The following is a 23,375-nucleotide window of genomic DNA, read 5'->3' as shown; positions in this document are numbered from 1 at the left end:
GCGTGCATTCCTGCAACAGGGACATACCACTGTACCGTGGCATGCAAGTGCCTTTGCCGCGGGACACTCCCGCCTGCGCTGACCGGCTTGCATCCCGCTCAGCGCAACTCCCGCGCCAGCACCTGCCAGATCCTCGCGTCCTGGCACTGCGAAACGTTGAAGCGCAGATAGTCGGCCGCGCGCTGCGACTGGCTGAACGCGTTGCCAGGCGCCAGCACGATGCCTTCGCGCAGGCACTGCCGCGCCAGTGCGGCGGCATCGCGGCCATCCGGCAGTTGGCACCACAGGAACAGTCCGGCTTCCGGCTGCAGCCACGGCGTGATGCCAAGCGTGTGCAGCTTGCGCAGCGTGTGCCGGCGCACATCGGCCAGGCGCGAACGTATTGACTGCATGTGGCGGCGGTAGCCGCTGTCGGTCAGCGCGATGTGCATCAGCTGCGCGGCCAGGTGGCCACCGCCGAAGCTGGTCGCCAGCTTCAGGTCGGTCAACGCTTCGATCCAGTCATGGCGCGCAGCGATGTAGCCGCAGCGCGATGCGGCCGACAGTGTTTTGGAGAAGCTGCCGACGTGGATCACCCGTGACAGCCCATCGAGCGCGGCCAGCCGCGGTGCAGGCTGCAGTTCGAAGTCGGCGAAGATGTCGTCCTCGACGATGATCACCTCGCTGCGTTCGGCCAGGCCCAGCAGGCGGTGCGCGGTGCTGGCAGAAAGCACCGCGCCGGTCGGGTTGTGCAGGCCGGAGTTGGTGATGTACAGCCGCGGCGAATGCTCCTGCAATGCGCGTTCGAACGCTTCCAGGTCCGGGCCGGTGGGCGTGTACGGCACACCCACTGCCTGCACCTGGTGCGCCTTCAGCAGCGCGTGGTAATTGAAGTAGCTGGGGTCATCGACCAGCACGCAGTCACCGGGCTTGAGCAGGAAGCGGCAGATGAGGTCGACCGCGTGCGTCCCGGATTCGGTCAGCAGGATCTGCTCCATCGGTGCATCGATGCCGAGCGTGGCGCTTCGCCGTTGCAGCAGCTGGCGCAACGCGGGCAGCCCGAGCGGGCCGGCGTAGTCGGCCAGATGCATGGCATCGGCACGCGCCAACCGGCGCAGGCCGCGGCGCACGCCATCGTGATACAGCCAGTCGCTGGGCATCCAGCCGCACCCTGGCTTGAGGTGGCCCGGCGGGGTTTCCAGCGATTGCCGCGACACCCATAGCGGGTCCACGGCGCGGTCCAGCCGGGGCTCCATCTCGGCCAGTGCCAGCGGTGCGGCGGGCCCACTGACATAGAAGCCGGATCCTGCGCGCGCCGTGATCAGGCCTTCGGCCGCGAGGCGCTCGTAGGCTTCGACCACGGTGGAGACTGAGACTGCCATCGCTGCGGCTTGCGCGCGCACCGAAGGCAGGCGGGAGCCGGGACCATCCACGCGTGCGGTGATGCGGTTGCGGACGGCCTGGATGACCGATTCGATGCGGGTAAGCGGACGTGGCATGACAGCACTGTAGTGGAAGTGTGGGCAGTACAGTTCTTTGCGACTGTACTGGATTGTAGCTGGGGCGGTTCCGCGCTGGATGCTTCCATACAGGCTCCGCCAGGCATCGCCCGGCACTTCAGGATTACAGGCGTGGAACGGTCGGCGAGCGGTTGTATCAATGGCTTCATCGGGGTGGTGATTTTCGCGGGCTCGTTGCCGGCCACCCGCTTGGCGGTGCTTGAACTGGATGCCGGGTTCGTCACCGCCGCACGCGCCACCATCGCCGCTGTGCTCGGCCTGGGTCTGTTGTTGCTGCTGCGCCAGCCGTGGCCGCGCCGCAGTGACCTGCCAGGCCTGGTGGTGGTCAGCCTCGGCGTGGTGGTCGGCTTTCCGTTGCTGACTGCGCTCGCTCTGCGTCACGCCTCATCGGCGCACACCATCGTGTTTGTCGGCCTGCTGCCACTGAGCACCGCAGTATTCGGCGTGCTGCGCGGTGGCGAGCGGCCGCGTCCTGCCTTCTGGCTGTTCTCGTTGCTGGGCAGTGCCTGCGTGGTCGGCTATGCGGTGCGCAACGGCATCGAGGCCTCGCTGCAGGCCGACCTGCTGATGCTGGCGGCGATCGTGGTGTGCGGGCTGGGCTATGCCGAAGGCGGCCGGCTCGCCCGCCATCTCGGCGGTTGGCAGGTGATCAGCTGGGCGCTGCTGCTGGCGTTGCCGGTGATGCTGCCGCTGACGGTACTGATGCGCCCGGCCTCGTTCACTGCGGTCGGTGCGTCGGCGTGGTGGGCGCTGGGCTACGTGGCGGTGTTCAGCATGCTGATCGGTTTCCTGTTCTGGTACCGCGGGCTGGCGCAGGGCGGCATCGCCGCTGTTGGCCAGTTGCAGTTGCTGCAGCCGTTCTTCGGCCTGGCCCTGGCCGCGCTGCTGCTGCACGAATCGGTCAGCCTCAGCATGGTGCTGGTGACCGTGGTCGCGGTGATCTGCGTCGCCGGCGCACGCCGCTTCAGCCGCTGAGCGAAAAAGGGGACCGAAAAAGGGGACGGAGGGGATTAAGTCGTAATCGGTCCTGCTGTGCCTGAAACGACTTAATCCCCTCCGTCCCCTTTTTCAGTGATAGCGCGGGCGTATCGTGGGCTGTGGTCAACGGTATTGGCCGGACGCGGTGCGCTTGGCCGAAGCTGTGCCGATGCAGCCAATTTCCCGAATTTCCTTTGAAGGCCAGGTTGGCCTGGTGACGGGTGCCGCCGGTGGACTGGGCCTGGCCTACAGCCGCCTGCTGGCCGAGCGCGGGGCGCAGGTGCTGATGCATGACGTCGGTGCCGGTACCGATGGCCAAGGCGTTGATCCGCAGCGCATCGTGCGCAGCGTCGAAGTGCTGCAGGCGCAGGGGCTTTCGGTGCAAGCGGCGAGCAACCCCATCGACCATCGCGCCGGTTGCCATGCGCTGGTGCAGGAACTGCTGCAGGCGCATGGCCGCATCGACTTCCTGATCCACAACGCGGGCTGGGTCGAGTACCAGGCGCTGGAAGTGATCGAGGACGACGCGCTGGAGCGGATGCTGTGCCTGGCGGCGAAGACGCCGTTGTGGCTGGCGCAGGCGGCGTGGCCGGCCATGCGCGCAACGGGCGGCGGGCGCATCGTCATCACCACGTCCGATCGCGCGCTGTATCCCCAGTACGCGCAGCGCGGGCTGTCCGCCTATGCGATGGGCAAGCTGGCCGCGCTGGGCCTGGTCAATGTGCTGGCGCTGGAAGGTGCCGAGCATGGCATCGTGGTCAACGCGGTTTCGCCGGTGGCAAAGACCCGCATGTGGGGCATCGACGGCGAGCCCGACGAACTGCATCCGGAAGCCGTTGCGCAAGGCGTGGCCTATCTGGCATCCACGCGTTGCCAGGACGGCGGGTGGGCGCTGCGTGCCAGCAACGGGCAGTTCCATGCGCTGCGCCTGCAGGAAGCCGAGCATGTGGCGTACCCGCGGGATCTGCGCGCGGTGACTGCTGACAGCATCGAATCGGTCGCGCTGCAGTGGCCGGCCATCGCCCGCGCGAGCGTGGACGTGCGCAGCTGAGAGCGTACCCTAGGCGGGTTTCCGCTGCCTGCACCGAGATGATCGACCTGCGCCTGCTTCGCCAGTTCGTGGCCGTGGCCGAAGAGCTGCATTTCCACCGCGCCGCCGCCCGCCTGCACATGTCACAGCCGCCGCTGACGGCGGCGATACGACGGCTGGAAGACGCGCTCGGAAGTGAACTGATCGTGCGCGGCAACCGTACCCTGGGCCTGACCGTGGCGGGGCAGACGCTGCTGGTGGAGGCGCGGGCAACGCTGCAGCAGGCCGAGCAGGCGCTGCAACGCACCCGCGAGGCTGCAGCGGGGCAGTCCGGCAGCCTGCGCGTGGGCTATGTGGGCAGTGCGCTGTATGGACGCCTGCCAGGTTTGATTCGCCGCTTCCGCCAGCAATACCCGCAGGTACAGCTGCACCTGCAGGAAGCGACGTCGCGCCAGCAGCAGTTGTGGCTGCGTGAGCAGCGCATTGATGTCGGCGTGTTGATTCCACCGATTCCCGCCGCCGAGCTGCTGCTGCACGCCTTCGACCACGACCGCCTGGCGATTGCGCTGCCGCGTGCACATGCGCTGGCCGACGCGCCGGAGGTCAGTGTGGCGATGATGGCTGACGAACCGTTCGTTTCATGGCCGGCAGGCGAGGGCATCGGCTTCCATGCGCAGGTGCTGGGCCTGTGCACCGCTGCGGGCTTCACCCCGCGCGTGGTGCAGGAAGCGCAGGGCATGCATGCGGTGCTGTCGCTGGTGGCGGTGGAGGCGGGCGTGGCGATCGTTCCGGCCAGCATGGTCAGCTTCCGCCCGCAGGAGATCGTCTATCGCGTGCTGGAGAGCGAAGCAGCGCGCTTTGACCTGCCGTTCTGCATGCGGCCGGAATCACCGTCGCCGGTGCTGCGCAATTTCCTGCAGACGGCGGGCACCAACTGATTCTGTGGACCCGCTACGCCTCGTCGCCGCGGAACAGGTTGGCAACGGCATAGTCGATGAACACCCGCAGGCGTGCACTGGGATGGCGCCCACCGGGCCACAGCAACGAGAACTGCCCCTGGTGCGTGGGCAGCGCAGGCAGCACCCGTTGCAGGCGGCCATCGGCCAGCGCGTCAGCGGCGAGGAAGTCAGGCATCCAGGCCAGGCCCATGCAACCGATCGCAGCGGCCAGCACGGCTTCCATGTTGTTGCAGGTCATCGCCGTGGGAAGGCGTGCCCCGGCATCGCCTTCGATGCCCGGCAGCTGCCACGGATGCAGCTTTCCGGTGGTGGGGTAACGGAAGCGCAGCGCGGTATGCATGCGCAGCTCGCTCACATCACCGGGCGTACCGTGCGCCTGCAGATAGCCCGGCGCCGCACAGAGGATGAAACGAAAGCCACCCAGCCGTCGTGCGGTCAGGCTGGAATCGGCCAGTTCACCGCTGCGTATCACCGCATCGAGGCCTTCGCTGACCACATCGACGATGCGGTCGTTGAAGTCCAGTTCCAGCTGCACCTGCGGGTAGCGTTGCTGGAAGCCGGGCAGCACCGGCAGCAGGAAGCGGTAGCCGATGGTGGGCAGGCCGATGCGCAGCAGCCCGCTGGGGGCGTGCTGTCGCTGCGCCAGGTCTGCCTGCGCTTCGGAAAGTTCATCCAACGCACGCCGGCAGCGCTGCAGCAGCAGTTCGCCTTCATCGGTGAGGTGCACGCGGCGGGTGGTGCGCTGGAACAGGCGCGTGCCGAGTTCCTGTTCAAGGCGGGCGATGCGCTTGCCGACCGCCGATGCGGACAGGCCGAGTACGCGGGCGGCACCGATGATGCTGCCCGCCTCCGCGGTGCGGACGAAGGCGAGCAGGGCAGAGATGGAGTCCATGAAGGGCATGATTGCGGAACAATCGGCCGCAATCAACGTCCATCGAGCCTGTTTTTCAGCAATAGCGGCCTGTCCATCATCAATGCCCCTGATGGATGGAGGCCCGCATGGCCCCGGTTTCGATGCTCCCCGTACGTTCCCGCACACATCAGCGCTGGACGCTGCTCGCGGTCTGCCTGGCCGCGCTGGCGCTGCCGTTGTCCTTCTCGGCCGGGGCGGTCGTGGTGCCCGCACTGGCCCATTCCGTGGCGGCGTCGCCGACTGCGCTGGCGTGGGTGACCAACGCCTTCATGCTGACCTTCGGCAGCCTGCTGCTCGCTGCCGGTGGCCTGGCCGACCGCTATGGCCGACGGCGGTTGTTCCTGCTGGGCACAGCGGGTTTCACCATCGCCACGGCCGTTGTCTGCCTTGCGCCGACGCTGTTGTGGCTGGATCTGGCGCGCGGGTTGCAGGGTGTTGCCGCTGCAGCGGCATTGGCATCCGGTACGGCGGCGCTGGCGCATGCGTGGCAGGGGCCGGTGCGTGCCCGTGTGTTCGCCCTGCTGGGCACCACGTTCGGTGCTGGGTTGGCGCTGGGGCCGCTGCTCGCCGGACTGCTGCTGCAGGTACTGGGATGGCGCAGCGTGTTTGCGGCGGGCGGTGTACTGACGTTGGCGGCCTTCGCGCTGGGCGCACGCGTGTTGCCCGAAAGCCAGGGCGAGCGCGGGCGGCTGGATGTCGGCGGCATGCTGGGCTTCAGCCTGATGCTGGCGGCGTTGACCCTGGCCCTGCTGTGGCTGGGGGAATTCGGCCTGCATGCCGTGCGCGTGCAGCTGGCGCTGCTGGCGACGGTGCTGCTGGGCGCGGTGTTCGTCTGCACCGAACGGCTGCAGCGCTCACCGTTGCTGGACCTCTCGCTGTTCTCGCAACCGGCGTTCCTGGGTGTCCAGCTGCTGCCGGTCGCAACCTGCTTCGGCTACGTGGTGCTGCTGGTGGTGCTGCCCCTGCAGCTGCTGGGCGTGCACGGCCAGAGCGCGACCCTGGTGGGGCTGCAGATGCTGGCCCTGTCCGCGCCGATGCTGGTGCTGCCGATGCTGGCCGCACGCTGGGCCGAGCGCGTTGGAAGTGCGCGGCTGTGCGCACTGGGCCTGCTGGTCTGTGCCTCTGGCCTGTACCTGTTGTCGCGCTACGCATCGCACCCGTCGCCCTCGCAGTGGGTGCCGTTGCTGATGCTGATCGGTGCGGGCACGGCCTTGCCGTGGGGCTTGATGGATGGGCTGTCGGTGAGCGTGGTGCCGGTGCAGCGCGCAGGCATGGCCGCCGGCATCTTCGGAACGGTGCGGGTGGCCGGTGAGGGCATCGCATTGGCCGCAGTCACGGCCTTGCTTGCGCTGCTGATCGGCCACCAGCTGCAGGGAGCATCGCCGGCATCGCTGGCGCGTGCCGGTGCCTATCTGGCGACGGGGGCGCATGCACAGGCGCAGGCACTGCTTCCGGCGATGAGCGGCGCACAGCTGCAGCAGGCCAGTGCCGAGGCGCTGGCGATACTGCTGCGTGTCCTGGCGCTGCTGACCGCCGCATGCGCTGTGCTGTTGCACCTGCTGCTGCGGCGGCCAGCGTTGACTGTGATCAGAACCGGTAGCTGATGGTGCCGGTCACTACGCGCGGGTAGCCGGCGAAGCAGTCGCCGAAGGTACGGCACGGCGCGTAGTAGCGCTTGTCGGTGAGGTTGGTGATGTTCAACGCCATCGTCCAGTCAGTCACCTGTACTTCCACCAAGGCGTCTGCCAGCGTGTAGCTGGGGGTGATGATGCGCCCGCCGTTGCCCAGCGAGACCGTGTTGCCGACATGGCGCACGCCCAGGCCCAGGCGCAGGCGTGCGGCATCGTCCAGCTGGAAGCCCTTCGAAATCCATGCCGAGGCCAGGTCCTGCGGGGTGTCGTTCAGGCGCTGGCCCACTTCCAATGCGAAGTTGCTGCGGCTGACCTCGGCCTCGTTGCGCGCAACGGCGGCGGTGACGGTGAGGTCGTTGGCGAACTGGAACTGGCCTTCCAGCTCGATGCCCCTGGAGCGGATCTGCCCGGTCTGCACTACGTTCAGTACGTTGTCCGGGTCGTTGGTCTGCCGGTTGGTTTCGGTGATGCGGTACGCCGCCATCGTCAGCAGCAGGTTGCGCGCGGGTTGCCACTTGATGCCGGCCTCGCTCTGGCGGCCACGCATCGGCTTGAAGGCCTGGCCGAACAGGTCCTGGCCAGTGACCGGCAGGAACGATTCGCTGTAACTCAGGTAGGGCGACACCCCGGCACCCAGTTCGCCGATCAGGCCGGCGCGATAGGTGGTGGCGTTGTCGGTCTGGCTGGGCTGGCCTTCCGTCTTCGAGCGCGCATGGTCGCGGCGCGCACCCAGTACCAGCGACACGCGGTCGGCCCAGCGGATCTGATCCTGCACGTACAGACCCAGCTGCGTGGAGGTCTGGTCGGGTTGGCGGTCCCAGCCACGCAGCGTCGGCGCCACAGATACCGGGGCGTAGATGTCGATCGGCGTGCCGGTGGCATCCAGGCGCTGCAGCTGTTCCTTGTATTGGCTGTAATCCACGCCGGCCAGCAGCAGGTGCTGGAAGGCGCCGGTGGCGAAGTCGAACTGCAGCGCGTTGTCGGCGCTGAGGATCTGCACGTCCGGGCGGGTGCCATAGGCCGTGCGGTTGACCACGCGACGTGCGGCGTCGATGAACGGATCGGCCGGGTTGCTGTAGCTGTCCACGTACATCTGCTGCAGCGTCGTTTTACCATCGATGTAGCGCACGGCCGAGCGCAGGCTGAGCACGTCGTTGAAGCTGTGGTCGAACAGCGCGGTCAGGCTGTAGACGCGGGAGTCGATGCGGTCGAAGCCCGGGTCGCCGATGAAGGTGGAGGGATCCAGGCGGCGGCCGGGTGGCGCCAGCAGGGTCGCGGCCAGCGGCAGGAACTGCTGGCTGGAGCCGGTCTTGTCATGCTGGTAGCTGGCCAGCAGGGTCAGGGTGCTGCGTTCGCCGCGCCAGCTGATCGATGGCGCCAGGTAGACGCGATCATCCTTGAGCGTGTCGGTCTGCATGTTGGAGGCGCGTACCAGCCCGACCAGGCGACCGGCCACGGAGCCGTCCGCGTTCAATGCACCGCCGACGTCACCCTGCAGCTGCCTGCGATCGAAGCTGCCCAGCTGCACGGCGAGCTCGCCGCGTGCCGCACCGAAGGTGGGGCGCTTGCTGATGGCGTTGATGATGCCGCCGGTGGCGCCGGCGCCGTACAGCACCGAAGACGGTCCGCGCAGCACTTCCACCCGCTCCAGGCCGTAGATCTCCGGTCGCGCCAGCGGGCTGAAGCCGTAGCTGCGGCGCAGGCCATCCACGTACTGCACCGGGTCCAGGCCGCGTACCGAAGTAGCGTCGTTGCGCGTATCCAGGCCCCAGGCATCGGCGGTGACGCCCGCGCTGTAGCGCAGCACTTCCTGCAGGTTGTGCGCGCCGCGATCGGTGAACAGCTGTTGGGTGACCACGCTGATCGCCTGTGGCGTCGCGGTCAGCGCGGTATCGGTCTTGGTCGCGGTACTGGCGCGGTCGGCAACGACGCTGACGCGGTCCAGGGTCCGGGCGTCCGGTGTTTCCGCAGCCACAGCCAGTGGTGCGATGAGGGCACCGGGCAGCGCCAGGGCAAGGGAGAGCAGGGTGTGGCGGGCAGGCATGGCGGTCGGTCCATGGAAGATCGCCGCGGATTATCGGGATTGCCTCGAATTGATGCAAATGATTATCAATATCGCGTCATCCGGCGGTCGCCTTCGCATCACGCTCCCTATGCCGGCCCGCGCCTAGCCTTGATCGTCCCCGTCCCCCACGGAGACCCGCCATGTGGCTGCTCGACCATCTCTGGCCCGGCCGTAGACCACTTCCTCCCCCGGTCGCGGACGCGCCGCAGGCGCCGCCACGCCGCCCCTGGCTGAAACGCCCTGCGCGGGCCGGGCGCAGCGGCATGGCGCCCTGGCAGAAGGTCGCCACGCCGCCGCGGTGCGCGCGCCACTAGCCGGTGCGGTCGGCGGGGTGGTTGACCCCGTCGTTGACCGGGATCACACCCAGCGCGAACGGGTCGATGCCTTCCAGGCAGGCCACGTTGTAACCGTACTGTTCCGGGTTGGAGCGGCGCCGATGATGGGTGTAGATGCCGCACACGCCGCAGAAGTAGTGCTCGGCCACATGGGTGTTGAACTGGTACAGCTGCAGGTGGTTCTGCCCGCGCACCACCTGCAGGCCCGCGCGGGTAACGCTGGCTGCAATGGCACCCCGGCGCCGGCACATCGAGCAGTCGCAGCGGCGCGGGTCGACGATGCCGTCCGGCAGGTCCAGCAGCAGTTCAACCGTGCCGCAATGGCAGGTGGCGCGGTGCTGGGGTTGGACCGGAACGCCGGCCACGGAAGTGATGCCCATCGTTGCTCCTGTGAGATGAACCTGGCCGCATGGACCGCCGCAGACGGTGCGCCGGCGTGCCTGAACGGGCCGTAGATGCCACGGTGAACCCGCTTGTGGCTAACTATGCGGCTTCGGGACCGCGACAGGATGCCAGTGAGAGCCGCAGGACGTTGGATGACAGGAAGTGCCATGGCGCTGGCAGCGTTATGGGTGACCGGGCTGCTGGCCTATCAGATGCCGGGGCCGGGCTGGCTGGCGAACGGCATTGCGGTGCTGTGGCTGCTGCTTGCGCTGTGGGCGTCGTGGCGGGTCGCGCGTGGCCGTGGCCATCGTCGCCTGGGCCTGGCGTTCGGCGCCTCGCTGGCACTGGCTGGCCTGTGGTGGCTGCTGCTGACCCCGCGGCAGGACCGCGTGTGGGCCGATGACGTGGCCCAGCGCCTGCATGTGGTGTCCTTCGACGGGCGCCAAGTAGTGTTCGACAACGTGCGTGATTTCACCTGGCGCAGCGAAACCGACTACGACGCGCGCTGGGTGCGCCGCGAATACGACCTGGACCAGCTGCGCTCGGCCGACCTGGTGCTGTCGTACTGGATGGGCCCGGCGATCGCCCACACCCTCATCTCGTTCGGTTTCGAGGATGGGCGCCACGTGGTGTTCTCGCTGGAGATCCGCAAGGAACGTGGTGAATCGTTCTCGGCGCTGGGCGGCTTCTTCCGCAAGTTCGAGATGACCCTGGTGGCCTCGGAGGAGACCGACATCATCCGCACCCGTACCAACGCGCGCGGCGAGGATGTCTACCTGTACCGCCTGCACGGCATGGACCGTGCGCAGCTGAAGGAGCTGTTTGCCGCGTACATCGCGCAGGCGCGCGAACTGGATGCGAAGCCGGGCTTCTACAACACGCTCACCAGCAACTGCACCACCATCGTCTTCGACCTGGCCCGGCACATCGCGCCGCGCCTGCCGCTGGACTATCGCCTGCTGCTGTCCGGGTATCTGGCCGAGTACGCGCAGGAGGTGGGTGCGCTCACTCCGGGTGTGCCGTACGCCGAACTGCATGACAAGGGCCGCATCACCCAGCGTGCGCTGGACCTGGGCAGCGGCGACCACTTCTCCACCGTGATCCGCCAGGGCGTGCCCGGCACCGAGCAGGACCCGCAGTAATGACCCGACTCTTCCTGATCCGCTGGCAGCGCCTGCTGCCGGCGTTGTTCGCCGCCTTCCTGCTGCTGGGCAGCAGCGGCTGCGCGATGGTGACCGTCAAGCAGGTCAAATCCAGCGATTCGCTGGTGAACAAGCGTGCCGACGTGCTCAACACCGGCAAGCTCAGCCCGGCCGCGCGCGAGACGCTCAGCGCGGCGGGCCTGGACGAGTCGCAGTGCGAGAAGGACTTCCTGGTCTGCCGCAGCACGTTGTTGATGACCGATGACCTCAATGTCGAGCAGCGGTTGTCGGCGCTGTCCGAACTGTGGGTGAAGGCCGCACTGGCGTTGACGCCGAAGAAGACCGCCGCCGGCGATCCGCCGATGAGCGATGCGGCGCTGGACGCCTGGCTGGAAGCCGCGCGCTATGCCTATGCCTACCTGTTCTACAGCGGGCGCTCACCGTCTGACCGCGCCTTCGAGGACCGGCAGACGCAGGTGCGCGACTACTACAACTACGCGGCCGAGAAGGCGGCAGTGGTGTTGTTCGTGCGCGCACGCGCCGCTGCGCTGGCGGGCGAGGACTATACGAAACCGCTCACGGTCGGCAGCTGGTCGCTGGCCTCCAACTACCAGCAGTTGAACCTGAAGAGCATTCCTGCGCAGCTGGTACCGGCCGGCACGGTCAGCTTCGTCGGCCTGCGCAGCACCTATCGCCGCGATGGTTTCGGCGCCGAGCTGGTGATGGTGATGGACCCGCCGAAGCTGGTCGCGCCGGTGATCGCGCCGGATGGCCCGAAGGCCGATACGCCGCCGGAGGATGAGGACGACGCGCGTCGTGGCCGCCGCCATCGCCATGACGATTCGGTGCCCGAGTTCAGCGAGATGTCCTCGATCAACGTCACTGCGTTGCTGCGGTTCGAGGGCAGCAGCCTGGACGATGTGATGCGCACGCGCCGGGTCGAGCTCGATGCCTATTCGCCGGAAGCCACCGAACGCATCACCCTGCACGGCGAACAGGTACCGCTGGCCGGCAATTTCACCGCCGCCTACGGCCTGTGGCTGGCGCAGAGTGGCTTCGCCCGGCAGTCACTGCGCACCCTGTTCGGCATGAGCGAGGGCATCGGCGAACCGCACATCTACCTGATGCAGCCGTGGGACCCGAACCGCCGCATCATCTTCATGTTGCATGGCCTGGCCAGCAGCCCGGAAGCCTGGGTGAACCTGGCCAACGAGATCATGGGCGATCCCGAGCTGCGCCAGCAGTTCCAGGTGTGGCAGGTCTACTACCCGACCAATGCACCGATCGCGCTGAACCGCTACGAGATCGCCAACGCGTTCAACGACACGCTGAAGCATTTCGACCCCAACGGCAGCACGCGTGCGTCGAAGGACATGGTCTATATCGGCCACAGCATGGGCGGCGTGCTCGCGCGCCTGCTGGTGAGCGACTCTGGTGATGTGCTGTGGGATGACCTGCTGGCCAACTACGATCTGAAGGGCGAGCGGCTGAAGCGGGTGCAGACCAAGCTGGGGCCGCTGCTGCATTTCAAGGCGCAGCCGAACGTGGAGCGCGCGATCTTCATCGCCGCGCCGCACCAGGGAACGGATATCGCCGGCAACAAGGTCGGGCGCCTGATCGGTCGCCTGGTGCGCCTGCCGCTGACCATCCTCGGCAAGTTCGAGGATGTGTTCATGGCGCTGGCACAGGCCGAACAGCAGGTCGATGGCACGGCCAAGCCGAAGATTCCCAACAGCATCGACAACCTCAAGGCCAGCGACCCGTTCGTGAAGGCCGCCGCACAGCTGCCGATCGAAGCGGGCCTGAAGTACCACTCGATCATCGCCCAGCGCAAGCCGGAGTTGCCGGTGGAAAAGTCCGATGACGGGCTGGTGCCGTACTGGAGCGCGCACCTGCCGGGGGCGCTGTCGGAGAAAGTGATCATTTCCGGCCACAGCGTGCAGGAGACCCCACAGGCCGTGCTGGAAGTGCGGCGCATCCTGCATCGGGATATCGATGACATGGGCGCCGCTGCCAGGTAGTGCCGGCCGCTGGCCGGCATCATCACGGCATTCCTGCGTGCGTGGAGGTTGCCGGCCAGCGGCCGGCACCACCGTAATGCGGCGGCCTACACCCGCCGCGCGATCACTGCGGCCAGCACCGCCAGGCCGAAAGTGATCGCTAGGCACAGCAGGTAGCCGGTGTGCGGCGCGCTTTCCACGAAGAGGGCGAACAGCGCACCGGAGACCGCCAGCGCGGTGGTCACCGACAGCGCCTCGCTCAGCTGCAGCGCCGAGGTATTGGCACCCTGCTCATGCGGCGCTGACAGCGACAGGGTCAGCACCGACAGGCTGGCGTAGATCATGCCCATGCCGAAACCGGTCACGGCCCAGCCGACCAGCGCGACCGGCAGCGGCATCTGCTTGAACAGCACCGCCAGCGTGGCGGCGATGCCGACCGTCATCATCACCGTGCCAACGCGCAGCAGCTGCTGGCGTGACCAGCCGCGCTGCTGGTGACCCTGCAGCCAGGAGCCGGCGAACCAGCCCAGCGCACCGAGGCTGAGCACCGCGCCGGCCCAGCTGGGCGAAAGCCCGCGTTCGCGCTGCAGCAGCAGGGGCAGGTAGGCTTCGCAGGCGAAGAACGCCGCCGCAGCGATGCCGCGCAGCGCGATCACGCTGGGCAGGCCGCGGCGCAGAATCAGCGTTCCGGCCGGCAACAGCCGGTGCACGCAGAACAGCAGCGCCAGCATCGCCACGCCGATGCAGAGCAGGGCGGCCATGCCCTGTTGCTGGCCGCCGACGTAGAGCAGCAGTGCGGCCAGTGAGGCGCCACTGGCCCAGCGCACCACGTTGCCGCGTTCGCCATCGTTGCCGGGCGCAACGGGAGACTGCATGCGCGCCAATGCCGGGCGCAGCAGCAGTGCGGCCGGTATCGCCAGCAGTGGCACTGCCAGGAATACCCAGCGCCAGCCCAGATGCTGCACGATCAGGCCACTCAGCGCCGGGCCGACCATCGACGGCACCACCCAGCCTGCGGAGAACGCGGCGAACACCTTCGGCCGCAGGTGTTCGGGGTAGCTGCGGCCAACCATCACGTACAGCGAGACCGAAATCGCGCCCGCGCCCAGGCCCTGCATCAGGCGCCCGGCCACCAGCATGCCCATGCGCGTCGCAAAGCCGGCCAGCAGCAGGCCCAGCACGAAGCAGGCCAGGCCGTACCAGAGCGGGCGCGCGGGGCCGTGGCGATCCGCCCAGCGCCCGGCCAGGGTCATACCGATGACGCTGGTGGCCAGGGTGCCGCCAAAGGCCAGCGCGTACAGGCGCAGGCCATCGAGCGCTTCGGCCACGGTGGGCATGGCGGCGGCGACGGCCAATGCCTCGAAGGCATGCAGCGCGACCAGCGCGACCATGCCGATGGTGGTGGCGCGGTAGCGCGCGGACAGGATCGAGGTGTCAGCCGGCAGGTGGGCGTCGGCGGGAGAGAGGGTCGGGGTCATACGGGTCAGGTGCAGGCCGCGCTTGTCAACGGGCGGCGAAGATAGCAGCATGACACCTCAACTGTAGTTGAGGTCAAGCAATGGCATCCCAGGAACTCAGCGTTGGCGAGGTCTCCCAGCGCAGTGGCGTGGCCATTTCCGCACTGCATTTCTACGAGCGCAAGGGGCTGATCAGCAGCCTGCGTACTTCGGGCAACCAGCGCCGTTACAGCCGGGATGTACTGCGCCGGCTGGCCGTGATCCGCGTGGCGCAGCGGGTGGGCATGCCGCTGGAAGCGGTCGGCCGTGCCTTCGAGAGCCTGCCTGAAGGCCGCGCGCCGACCAAGGCCGACTGGGCTAAGCTGTCCGCGCGCTGGCGCACCGAGCTGGAAGAGCGCATCCACATGCTGCAGCTGCTGCGCGATGAACTGACCGGCTGCATCGGCTGTGGCTGCCTGTCGCTGCAGCATTGTCGCCTGGCCAACCCGGGCGACGTCCTCGGCGAACGCGGCGACGGCCCGATGCGCTGGGAGTGAAAAAGGGGACGGAGGGGATTAGGTCGCAAGTGCACAAACGACTTAATCCCCTCCGTCCCCTATTTCTTACCAGACCGTGATCGTCTCGCCGCTCTGGATGCCTTCCACCGCGCGCTGGAAGGCCAGTGCCGCGCGCTGCGCGCTCACCGCCTCGAAGCCCGGGAAGTAGGGGCCGTAGGCGGCCATCGATTCGATCAGCACGTTCGGGCTGACCACGTTGATGCGCAGGCCGCGCGGCAGCAGCTCGAGTGCGGCGGCACGCACGAAGCCTTCCAGTGCGGCATTCACCGAGGTGGCGTTGACGCCATCGCGGATCGGCTGTGCGCTGACGATGCCGCTGGTCAGGGTGATCGAACCGCCGGCGTTGAGGTGGTGCTGCGCGGCCAGTGCCAGCCGCACCTGGCCCAGCAGTTTGTCCTGCAGGCCGATGTTGAACTGCTCGGGCGTCATCTCCTGCAGCGGGCCGAAGTACAGCTTGCCAGCGGTGGAGATCACCGCATCGACCGGGCCGGTACGCGCGAACAGTTCGGCAACGCTGGCGTCGTCGGTCAGGTCGACGCGCAGCTCACCGCTGTGGCGGCCGGCCGCGAGGATCTGATGCTGCTGGCCAAGCTGGCGGGCGACTGCCTGGCCGAGGGTGCCGCTGGCACCCACGAGGAGGATCTTCATGGCGGTTCCTTGCGGGAGTGGGAATGGGCGCAGTCTGCGCCGTCACAGTGGGGTTAGGTAAGAAGCGTATGCTTCGCAGATTCCTAACTCAGGGTTAGTAATGGATACCCTCCGATGCATGCAGGCCTTCGTTGCCGTGGCCGAGCGTGGCAGTTTCGCCGGCGCCGCCGAACAGCTGCAGGTCTCGGCGGTGATGGTGGGCAAGTACATCCAGCAGCTGGAGGCGCACCTGGGGACAGCGCTGCTGCAACGGAACACCCGCCGCCAGCGCCTGACCGAAGCCGGCAGCGCCTATCTGGCCGGCTGCCGGCAAGTGCTGGAGCAGGTGCAGCAGGCCGAGGCCGACGTGGCCGGCCTGCAGGTACAGCCGCGTGGCCTGCTGCGGGTCAGTGCGCCGACCACCTGGGGCAGCTGTGTGCTGGCGCCGCAGCTGGCCGGCCTGCTGCGCGCGCAGCCGCAGTTGAACATCGAGCTGGACCTGAGCAACCGCCGCGTGGATCTGATCGAGGACGGCTTCGACGTGGCGATCCGGGTCGGACCGCTGCCATCGCAGGAGGTGGTGGCGCGGCCGTTGCCGCCCTATGCAATGAGCCTGTGCGCGGCGCCTTCATACCTGCGCCGGCGCGGCACGCCGCGCACGCCAGCGGATCTGCAGGGGCATGACTGCCTGAGCCATCTCGCCTGGCGTGGTGGCCATGGCTGGCAGCTGGCCAACGGCGAACAGGTGGACTGGGAGGCGCGGCTGACCTGCAACGACGGTGTTGCGCTGCGCGAGGCCGCGGTGGCCGGGGCAGGGCTGGTGCTGCAGCCGACCGCACTGCTGGCCGGCGAGATCGCGGCCGGGCGGTTGAAGCCGCTGCTGCGCGACTACCTGCCCGAACCGCGGCCGATGCACCTGATCTACCTGCCGGATCGACGGCCGCGCCCGCGCTTGCAGTGCTTCGTCGATTTCGTCATGGCCACATTGGGGCAATGAGCATCTACGCCTTGCGTGGATGATGGTAGGTGCCGACCGTTGGTCGGCACGCCTGTTTCAATCATTCGCCGCAGACAGTTCCTGCCCACGCACCTGCGCGGCGCGCAGCGCGGTGTCCACCAGTGCCTCGAAACCACCGGCCTGGAAGCGCTCGATCGCGGCCTGGGTGGTGCCGTTCGGCGAGGTCACGCGGCGGCGCAGTTCGGCGGGGCTTTCACCGGCCTCGTCAAGCATGCGCGAGGCACCCAGCAGGGTCTGCACCACCAGCGTGCGCGCGGCCTCGGCCGGCAGGCCCTGGGCAATGCCCGCCGCTTCCATCGCTTCGGCCAGCAGGAACACGTAGGCCGGCCCGCTGCCGGACACGGCAGTGACCGAATCCATCAGCGCCTCGTGCTCGATCCACACGGTACGGCCGGCACTGGCCAATACCTGTTCGGCCTGCGCGTGCTGCTGTGCATCCACCGACGGCGTGGCATACAGACCGGTCACGCCGGCGCCGAGCAGGGCCGGCGTGTTGGGCATTGCACGCACCACCGGCAGGTTGCCGCCCAGCCAGCGTTCCAGCTGCGCGCTGGTGATGCCGGCGGCAATGGACACCACCAGCGGTCGGTTCGCCTGCGCCAGTGCTTGCAGCGACTGGCAGACCTCGCGCAGCACCTGCGGTTTTACCGCCAGCAGCCAGGTGCGGCCCTGTGCGGCGGCATCGGCGGCGTTGTCGTGTACCTGTAGGCCGAAATCGGTGGCCAGCGACTCGCGCAGTGCGGCAACCGGTTCGGCCACGTGGATGTGCGCGGCGGGCACGCCCTGGCGGATCAGGCCGGCGATCAGGCTGCGCGCCATGTTGCCGCCGCCGATGAAGGTGATGGAATCAGCTGCCATGGAAGTCTCCTTGGAAAATCAGGCCGGGCGCGGACGCGCGCCGAACAGGGCGGTGCCGATGCGCACCAGGGTGGCGCCCTCGGCGATGGCTTCGGCGTAGTCGCTGCTCATGCCCATCGACAGCGTGTCGACCTGCTCATACTGGGCGGCCAGTGACTGGAAAAGGGCGCGCATGCGCACGAATGCATCCCGACGACGCTCGGCCTCCGGCCACGGCGCCGGAATCGCCATCAGGCCGCGCAGGCGCAGCTGGGGCTCGGCGGCGATCGCGGCGGCCAATGCGTCCACGGCCTCCGGCGCACAGCCGTGCTTGCTGGACTCATCGTCGATGTTGACCTGGATCAGCACGTTCAGCGGGCCGCGCGTGGCCGGGCGATGGCGCGCCAGCGCCGTCACCAGCTTGGGCCGGTCCACGCTCTGCACCCAGTCGAAATGGGTGGCCACGGCATCGGCCTTGTTCGACTGCAGGTGGCCGATCAGGTGCCACTCCAGCGCCAGATGCTGCAGCGCCTGCATCTTGGCCAGCGCTTCCTGCACATAGTTCTCGCCGAAGGCCTGCTGGCCCTGTGCGGCCAGCGCGGCCAGGGCCTCGGCCGGTTGGGTCTTGGAAACGGCCAGCAGGCGCGGATCGGGTCGGCCGGCCGCCTCGGCGGCAGCATGCAGGTTGCTCAGGATCTGGGGCAGGGGAGTGGCCACGTAACGCGTTCCGTTGAATCAGGAGGCTATACTGCCGCCCGGGGAAAGATCCTTCCAGTCGAAGCCGTTATTGGGGAGTAGCCGCTCATGGATATCGCCGAACTGCTGGCGTTTTCCGTAAAGAACAAAGCGTCCGACCTGCACCTGTCCGCAGGCCTGCCGCCGATGATCCGCGTGGACGGCGATGTTCGCCGGATCAACATCCCAGCCCTGGACCACAAGCAGGTCCACGCGCTGGTGTACGACATCATGTCCGACAAGCAGCGCCGCGATTACGAGGAATTCCTCGAAGTGGACTTCTCCTTCGAGATCCCGTCGCTGGCGCGCTTCCGTGTGAACGCGTTCAACCAGAACCGCGGCGCCGGTGCGGTGTTCCGTACCATTCCGTCCGAGGTGCTCACCCTTGAGGACCTGGCCTGCCCGCCGCTGTTCCGCGAAGTGATCCAGCAGCCGCAGGGCCTGATCCTGGTGACCGGCCCGACCGGCTCGGGCAAGTCGACCACGCTGGCGGCGATGATCGACTACATCAACAAGAACGAATACGGCCACATCCTCACCGTCGAGGATCCGATCGAATTCGTGCACACCTCGCAGAAGTGCCTGATCAACCAGCGCGAAGTACACCGCGACACGCATGGCTTCAACGAAGCCCTGCGCTCGGCACTGCGTGAGGACCCGGACATCATCCTGGTCGGCGAACTTCGCGACCTGGAAACCATCCGCCTGGCGCTGACCGCCGCGGAAACCGGCCACCTGGTGTTCGGCACCCTGCACACCAGTTCGGCGGCCAAGACCATCGACCGTATCATCGACGTGTTCCCGGCCGGCGAAAAGCCGATGGTGCGTTCGATGCTGTCCGAGTCGCTGCGTGCGGTGATCTCGCAGGCACTGCTGAAGAAGGTCGGCGGCGGTCGTACCGCTGCGTGGGAAATCATGGTCGGCACCCCGGCCATCCGCAACCTGATCCGCGAGGACAAGGTGGCGCAGATGTACTCGGCCATCCAGACCGGCCAGCAGTACGGCATGATGACCCTGGACCAGCACCTGCAGGACCTGGTCAAGCGCAGCCTGATCACCCGCAACCAGGCCCGCGAGTACGCCAAGGACAAGCGCCTGTTCGAGTAAGGCGGGGCAGCAGCGGGGCGGCGTGCGCCAGTGCGCCGCCGTACCCGCGCCGTTTCCTCCACCGACCGTTTCCTGGTACATGCCCCATTGGGAGCCCGCCGTGAACACCACCGCGACCACCATCGATTTCACTTCGTTCCTCAAGCTGATGGCGCACCAGCGCGCCTCGGACCTGTTCATCACGGCCGGCATGCCGCCGGCGATGAAGGTCAACGGCAAGATCTCGCCGATCACGCAGACCCCGCTCACGCCGCAGCAGAGCCGCGACCTGGTCCTCAACGTGATGACCCCGGCGCAGCGCGAGGAATTCGAGAAGACCCACGAATGCAACTTCGCCATCGGCCTGTCCGGTGTCGGCCGCTTCCGCGTCAGCTGCTTCTACCAGCGCAACCAGGTCGGCATGGTGCTGCGTCGCATCGAGACGCGCATTCCGACCGTGGAAGAACTGAGCCTGCCGCCGATCATCAAGACGCTGGCGATGACCAAGCGCGGCATCATCCTGTTCGTCGGCGCCACCGGTACCGGTAAGTCGACCTCGCTGGCGGCGATGATCGGTTACCGCAACCAGAACTCGACCGGCCACATCATCACCATCGAAGACCCGATCGAATTCGTGCACAAGCACGAGGGCTGCATCATCACCCAGCGCGAGGTCGGCATCGATACCGACAGCTGGGAAGCGGCGCTGAAGAACACCCTGCGCCAGGCGCCGGACGTGATCATGATCGGCGAGGTGCGTACCCGCGAAGGCATGGACCATGCCATCGCGTTCGCCGAAACCGGCCACCTGGTGCTGTGCACCCTGCATGCCAACAACGCCAACCAGGCGATGGACCGCATCGTCAACTTCTTCCCGGAAGACCGCCGCAACCAGCTGCTGATGGACCTGTCGCTGAACCTCAAGGGCGTGGTCGCGCAGCAGCTGGTGCCGTCGCCGGATGGCCGCTCGCGCAAGGTGGCGATGGAGATCCTGCTGGGCACGCCGCTGGTGCAGGACTACATCCGCGACGGCGAGATCCACAAGCTGAAGGAAGTGATGAAGGACTCGGTCCAGCTGGGCATGAAGACCTTCGACCAGAGCCTGTTCGAGCTGTACCAGGCCGGCGAGATCAGCTACGAGGACGCGCTGCGCTACGCCGATTCGCAGAACGAGGTGCGCCTGCGCATCAAGCTCAGCCAGGGCGGCGACGCGCGCACCCTGTCGCAGGGGCTGGACGGCGTGGAGATTTCCGAGATCCGGTGACTGGACGGGCGCCTGCGGGCGCCCTCTGCTCCGGGATGACCGCAGCGCCGGATGCACGCCGGCGTGCACCTGCCAGGGAGGCGTGCATGCGTGTGACTGCGAGCGTGGTACTGGCCATCGCCGTGCTGCTGCAGGGCGGTTGTGCTCGTACCCCCGAACCGGCTGCCCCGGCCGAGGGCTGCGACGATCCGGAGGCGCATGCCTGGTATCTGCTGCCACCGCCTGCACAGAGGCGTAGCAGGGGCCCGCTTCCCTTCCTCGATTTCACCGGGTTTGCGAGGGCATCCTACAGAGACGCGTTGCGGGATCTCGATGGCTTGCCGGAGCCGTCGTTCCGCTGTGGCAGCGTACCGGTCCAGGCGTATCGCTTCGTCTGGCATACCCCATTCTTCCCGGGCGTGGTAGTACGCGCGCAGCGCAACGCAGCCGGCCAGGCGTGGATCGTCGGGCGCAGTGCACGCGATTTCGAGATTCCCGGATCGTCGCCCGGGCGTCCATCCAGCGTCATCAAGGGCGGCACGTGCGCGCCACCGCGCGCGCTGAGTACGCAGGAATGGAAGGCCATCGCCGCCGCGTTTGCGCTTTTGCAGGGCGAAGACTCGAGCGCTGGGCTTGATGGCTCAACGTGGATGTTCGAGTCCGTGGTGGACGGCGAGCAGCGTTGGTTCGCGCGATGGGTGCCGCGGGATCCGGCGTTCCGCAACACTGGCAGGATGATGGTGGAACTGGCGGGGTGCACTGACACCGTGCCGGGCATGGAATGACCCGCGCGCCGCCGATTGATGAATTCCAGTCATGACCGACTGCCATCCAGCCGGTTCAATCCACCGCCAATGCAGGCGTATCGTCAGCGCTCCCCCTCTGGAGCACGACGATGCAGACACGTGAACTCGGCCGCAGTGGCCTGAAGGTTTCCGCCCTGGGCCTGGGCTGCATGGGCCTGACCCACGCCTACGGCCAGCCGGTGGAGCGCAGCCAGGGCATCGCCCTGCTGCAGGCCGCCGTCGAGCGTGGCGTGACCTTCTTCGACACCGCCGAGGTGTATGGCCCGTACACCAACGAAGACCTGCTCGGCGAAGCGTTGGCGCCGTATCGCGACAAGCTGGTGATCGCCACCAAGTTCGGCTTCAAGGACGCGCGCGTCGATACCGGCCTGGACAGCCGCCCGGAGAACATCCGTGCGGTGGCCGAAGCCAGCCTCAAGCGCCTGCGCACCGACCATATCGACCTGTTCTACCAGCACCGCGTGGACCCGAACGTGCCGATCGAAGATGTGGCCGGCACCGTGCGCGACCTGATCGCCGAAGGCAAGGTCGGCCACTTCGGCCTGTCCGAGGCCAGCGCCGCCACCGTGCGCCGTGCGCATGCGGTGCAGCCGGTCGCCGCCGTGCAGAGCGAGTACTCGCTGTGGTGGCGCGAGCCGGAGCGCGAGCTGCTGCCGACCCTGCAGGAACTGGGCATCGGCTTCGTGCCGTTCAGCCCGCTTGGCCGCGGCTTCCTGACCGGCGCGATCAACGCCGACACCACCTTCGACGCTAACGACTTCCGCAACAGCGTGCCGCGTTTCCAGGTGGAAGCACGCCGCGCCAACCAGGCGCTGGTTGATCGCATCGGCACGATTGCTGCGGCGCGTGGCGCGACCCCGGCACAGGTGGCGCTGGCCTGGCTGCTGGCGCAGGCGCCGTGGATCGTGCCGATTCCGGGCACGACCAAGGTCCATCGCCTGGAAGAGAACCTGGGCGCGGCCGACCTGCAGTTGGCACCGGAGGATCTGCAGCGCATCGCGCAGGCACTGGACGAAGTGTCGATCGTCGGCGAGCGCTACAACGCGCAGCGTGCGGCGCAGGCCAAGGGCTGATCACCAGGTGGGTGCGGTGGGTGCGGACCGTTGGTCCGCACTCCTCAACTTCCCATCGGCCCGCGCAGCGCTTCAAGCACCGTGCGCATCGCCACGGTGACGTGGCGGCGCGATGGGTAATACGCGTAGTAGCCATCAAAGTGCGGGCACCAGTCGTCCAGCACCGACTGCAGGCGACCATCGTCCAGCATCGGCTGCACCTGGTCTTCCGGCAGCCAGGCCAGGCCGCTGCCGGCCAGCGCCGCGGCGCGGGTCATACCCATGGTGTTGAAGGTCCACTGGCCGGTCACGCGCACGCTCAGTTCGTTGCCGTCCTGGCCGAAATCCCACGGCATCAGTCCACCATGCGTGGGCAGGCGCAGGGTCACGCAGTTGTGCCCGGCCAGGTCGTCCGGATGCTGCGGCACCACGTGCTGGCGGAAGTAGCTGGGCGCGCCGACCACGCGCATGCGCAGCGGCGGGCTGATCGGCACCGCGACCATGTCGCGGGCCAGCCGCTCGCCGAGGCGGATGCCGATGTCGTAGCGTTCGGCGACGATGTCGGCCAGGCCGTAGTCGGTGGTCAGTTCCACCTTCAGGTCCGGATAGCGCTGCAGCAGCGGCGCCAGCCGCGGCCAGGCCAGGTACTCGGCAGCATGGCCGGTGGCGTTGATGCGGATGGTGCCGGCCGGGCGCTCGCGGTACTCGGCCAGCGCGGCCAGTTCGTCCTCGATCTCGGCCAGGCGTGGGGCGAGGGTTTCGAGCAGGCGGGCGCCAGCTTCGGTGGTGGACACGCTGCGGGTGGTACGGGTCAGCAGGCGCACGCCGAGGCGCTGTTCCAGGCCGCGCATGGCATGGCTGAGCGCTGACTGGGACACGCCGAGCTGGGCGGCGGCCCTGGTGAAGCTGCCTTCGCGGGCAACGTGCACGAAGGCCTGCAGGTCGTTGAGGTTTTCACGGGGCATGACGGGATGATAAGGCTCCCGGATTGAACGGGCCTGTCGATTTCCGGCGCCCCGGT

The 23,375-nt window shown here is 67.8% G+C and carries 21 protein-coding genes; 12 read left to right on the top strand and 9 right to left on the bottom strand.

Annotated elements, in window-relative coordinates:
* Positions 1–98: 98 nt before the first annotated feature.
* Positions 99–1,478, bottom strand: a complete 1,380-nt coding sequence (locus tag ACXI0D_RS07270) for an aminotransferase-like domain-containing protein (RefSeq protein ID WP_119007204.1) — start codon at positions 1,476–1,478, stop codon at positions 99–101.
* 132 nt (positions 1,479–1,610) lie between these two features.
* Here ACXI0D_RS07270 and ACXI0D_RS07265 point away from each other — a divergent pair, with 132 nt between their 5' ends.
* From ACXI0D_RS07265 to ACXI0D_RS07255, 3 genes are all read left to right on the top strand, one after another.
* Positions 1,611–2,474: a DMT family transporter gene (locus tag ACXI0D_RS07265; protein ID WP_119007203.1), complete on the top strand. Its 864-nt coding sequence runs from the start codon at positions 1,611–1,613 to the stop codon at positions 2,472–2,474.
* Positions 2,475–2,646: 172 nt separating this feature from the next.
* Positions 2,647–3,528 carry an SDR family NAD(P)-dependent oxidoreductase gene (locus ACXI0D_RS07260; protein WP_119007268.1) on the top strand — a complete coding sequence of 294 codons (882 nt, stop codon included), beginning with the start codon at positions 2,647–2,649 and terminating at the stop codon, positions 3,526–3,528.
* A 38-nt stretch (positions 3,529–3,566) separates the two neighbouring features.
* Positions 3,567–4,445 carry a LysR family transcriptional regulator gene (locus tag ACXI0D_RS07255; RefSeq protein ID WP_049443402.1) on the top strand — a complete coding sequence of 293 codons (879 nt, stop codon included), beginning with the start codon at positions 3,567–3,569 and terminating at the stop codon, positions 4,443–4,445.
* A gap of 13 nt (positions 4,446–4,458) precedes the next feature.
* Here the strand turns inward: ACXI0D_RS07255 and ACXI0D_RS07250 are convergent, their stop codons facing one another.
* Positions 4,459–5,358, bottom strand: coding sequence for a LysR family transcriptional regulator (locus ACXI0D_RS07250; RefSeq protein WP_119007267.1), 900 nt, complete (start codon positions 5,356–5,358; stop codon positions 4,459–4,461).
* Between the two features lie 107 nt (positions 5,359–5,465).
* On the opposite strand from ACXI0D_RS07250, the gene ACXI0D_RS07245 reads away from it, so the two are divergent.
* Positions 5,466–6,983: an MFS transporter gene (locus ACXI0D_RS07245; protein ID WP_049443431.1), complete on the top strand. Its 1,518-nt coding sequence runs from the start codon at positions 5,466–5,468 to the stop codon at positions 6,981–6,983.
* Here ACXI0D_RS07245 and ACXI0D_RS07240 read toward each other — a convergent pair.
* The gene (locus ACXI0D_RS07240; protein ID WP_119007200.1) at positions 6,967–9,054 is read right to left on the bottom strand and encodes a TonB-dependent siderophore receptor; all 2,088 of its coding nucleotides are present in this window, start codon (positions 9,052–9,054) and stop codon (positions 6,967–6,969) included. The two genes, ACXI0D_RS07245 and ACXI0D_RS07240, sit on opposite strands and share 17 nt — an antisense overlap.
* A 331-nt stretch (positions 9,055–9,385) precedes the next feature.
* The gene (locus ACXI0D_RS07235) at positions 9,386–9,790 is read right to left on the bottom strand and encodes a GFA family protein (protein WP_049443405.1); all 405 of its coding nucleotides are present in this window, start codon (positions 9,788–9,790) and stop codon (positions 9,386–9,388) included.
* A 171-nt stretch (positions 9,791–9,961) separates the two neighbouring features.
* Between ACXI0D_RS07235 and ACXI0D_RS07230 the strand changes: the two genes are divergently transcribed.
* Together ACXI0D_RS07230 and ACXI0D_RS07225 are read left to right on the top strand one after the other, a co-directional pair.
* Positions 9,962–10,936 carry an Lnb N-terminal periplasmic domain-containing protein gene (locus tag ACXI0D_RS07230; RefSeq protein ID WP_101765043.1) on the top strand — a complete coding sequence of 325 codons (975 nt, stop codon included), beginning with the start codon at positions 9,962–9,964 and terminating at the stop codon, positions 10,934–10,936.
* Positions 10,936–12,957, top strand: a complete 2,022-nt coding sequence (locus ACXI0D_RS07225) for an esterase/lipase family protein (RefSeq protein ID WP_101765044.1) — start codon at positions 10,936–10,938, stop codon at positions 12,955–12,957. Before ACXI0D_RS07230 ends, ACXI0D_RS07225 begins: the two co-directional genes overlap by 1 nt.
* An 86-nt stretch (positions 12,958–13,043) precedes the next feature.
* Here ACXI0D_RS07225 and ACXI0D_RS07220 read toward each other — a convergent pair whose 3' ends face one another.
* The gene (locus ACXI0D_RS07220; protein WP_049443408.1) at positions 13,044–14,465 is read right to left on the bottom strand and encodes an MFS transporter; all 1,422 of its coding nucleotides are present in this window, start codon (positions 14,463–14,465) and stop codon (positions 13,044–13,046) included.
* Between the two features lie 29 nt (positions 14,466–14,494).
* On the opposite strand from ACXI0D_RS07220, the gene soxR reads away from it, so the two are divergent.
* Entirely contained in the window at positions 14,495–14,929 is a 435-nt protein-coding gene (gene soxR, locus ACXI0D_RS07215) for a redox-sensitive transcriptional activator SoxR (RefSeq protein ID WP_014036217.1), read from the top strand.
* Between the two features lie 66 nt (positions 14,930–14,995).
* Here the strand turns inward: soxR and ACXI0D_RS07210 are convergent, their stop codons facing one another.
* Positions 14,996–15,598 carry a short chain dehydrogenase gene (locus tag ACXI0D_RS07210; RefSeq protein WP_049443409.1) on the bottom strand — a complete coding sequence of 201 codons (603 nt, stop codon included), beginning with the start codon at positions 15,596–15,598 and terminating at the stop codon, positions 14,996–14,998.
* Positions 15,599–15,698: 100 nt separating this feature from the next.
* Between ACXI0D_RS07210 and ACXI0D_RS07205 the strand changes: the two genes are divergently transcribed.
* Positions 15,699–16,574 (top strand): LysR family transcriptional regulator, encoded by an 876-nt coding sequence (locus tag ACXI0D_RS07205; protein ID WP_049443410.1) that lies wholly within the window; start codon positions 15,699–15,701, stop codon positions 16,572–16,574.
* A gap of 57 nt (positions 16,575–16,631) precedes the next feature.
* Here ACXI0D_RS07205 and proC read toward each other — a convergent pair whose 3' ends face one another.
* Together proC and ACXI0D_RS07195 are read right to left on the bottom strand one after the other, a co-directional pair.
* Complete coding sequence (gene proC / locus ACXI0D_RS07200) at positions 16,632–17,453, bottom strand: pyrroline-5-carboxylate reductase (protein ID WP_479642451.1); 822 nt, start codon at positions 17,451–17,453, stop codon at positions 16,632–16,634.
* An 18-nt stretch (positions 17,454–17,471) separates the two neighbouring features.
* Complete coding sequence (locus ACXI0D_RS07195) at positions 17,472–18,149, bottom strand: YggS family pyridoxal phosphate-dependent enzyme (protein WP_119007199.1); 678 nt, start codon at positions 18,147–18,149, stop codon at positions 17,472–17,474.
* A gap of 87 nt (positions 18,150–18,236) precedes the next feature.
* Here ACXI0D_RS07195 and ACXI0D_RS07190 point away from each other — a divergent pair, with 87 nt between their 5' ends.
* The 4 genes from ACXI0D_RS07190 to ACXI0D_RS07175 all read left to right on the top strand — a co-directional run bounded on the left by ACXI0D_RS07190 (position 18,237) and on the right by ACXI0D_RS07175 (position 22,375).
* Positions 18,237–19,274 (top strand): type IV pilus twitching motility protein PilT, encoded by a 1,038-nt coding sequence (locus ACXI0D_RS07190; protein WP_004147099.1) that lies wholly within the window; start codon positions 18,237–18,239, stop codon positions 19,272–19,274.
* 100 nt (positions 19,275–19,374) lie between these two features.
* Positions 19,375–20,517, top strand: coding sequence for a PilT/PilU family type 4a pilus ATPase (locus tag ACXI0D_RS07185; protein ID WP_005408369.1), 1,143 nt, complete (start codon positions 19,375–19,377; stop codon positions 20,515–20,517).
* Positions 20,518–20,639: 122 nt separating this feature from the next.
* On the top strand, positions 20,640–21,281 hold the full coding sequence (locus ACXI0D_RS07180) for a hypothetical protein (protein WP_479642450.1): 642 nt from the start codon (positions 20,640–20,642) through the stop codon (positions 21,279–21,281).
* Between the two features lie 110 nt (positions 21,282–21,391).
* Positions 21,392–22,375, top strand: a complete 984-nt coding sequence (locus ACXI0D_RS07175) for an aldo/keto reductase (RefSeq protein WP_049443414.1) — start codon at positions 21,392–21,394, stop codon at positions 22,373–22,375.
* A gap of 44 nt (positions 22,376–22,419) precedes the next feature.
* On the opposite strand, the gene ACXI0D_RS07170 is transcribed toward ACXI0D_RS07175, so the two are convergent.
* A complete protein-coding gene (locus tag ACXI0D_RS07170) occupies positions 22,420–23,319 on the bottom strand; it encodes a LysR family transcriptional regulator (protein ID WP_101765046.1) in 900 nt (299 codons plus the stop codon).
* Between the last annotated feature and the right edge of the window lie 56 nt (positions 23,320–23,375).

The organism is Stenotrophomonas sp. C9D9 (genome assembly GCF_056491205.1).
Note: the sequence above shows the minus strand (reverse complement) of the source record. Positions and strands in the feature narration are given on the sequence as shown.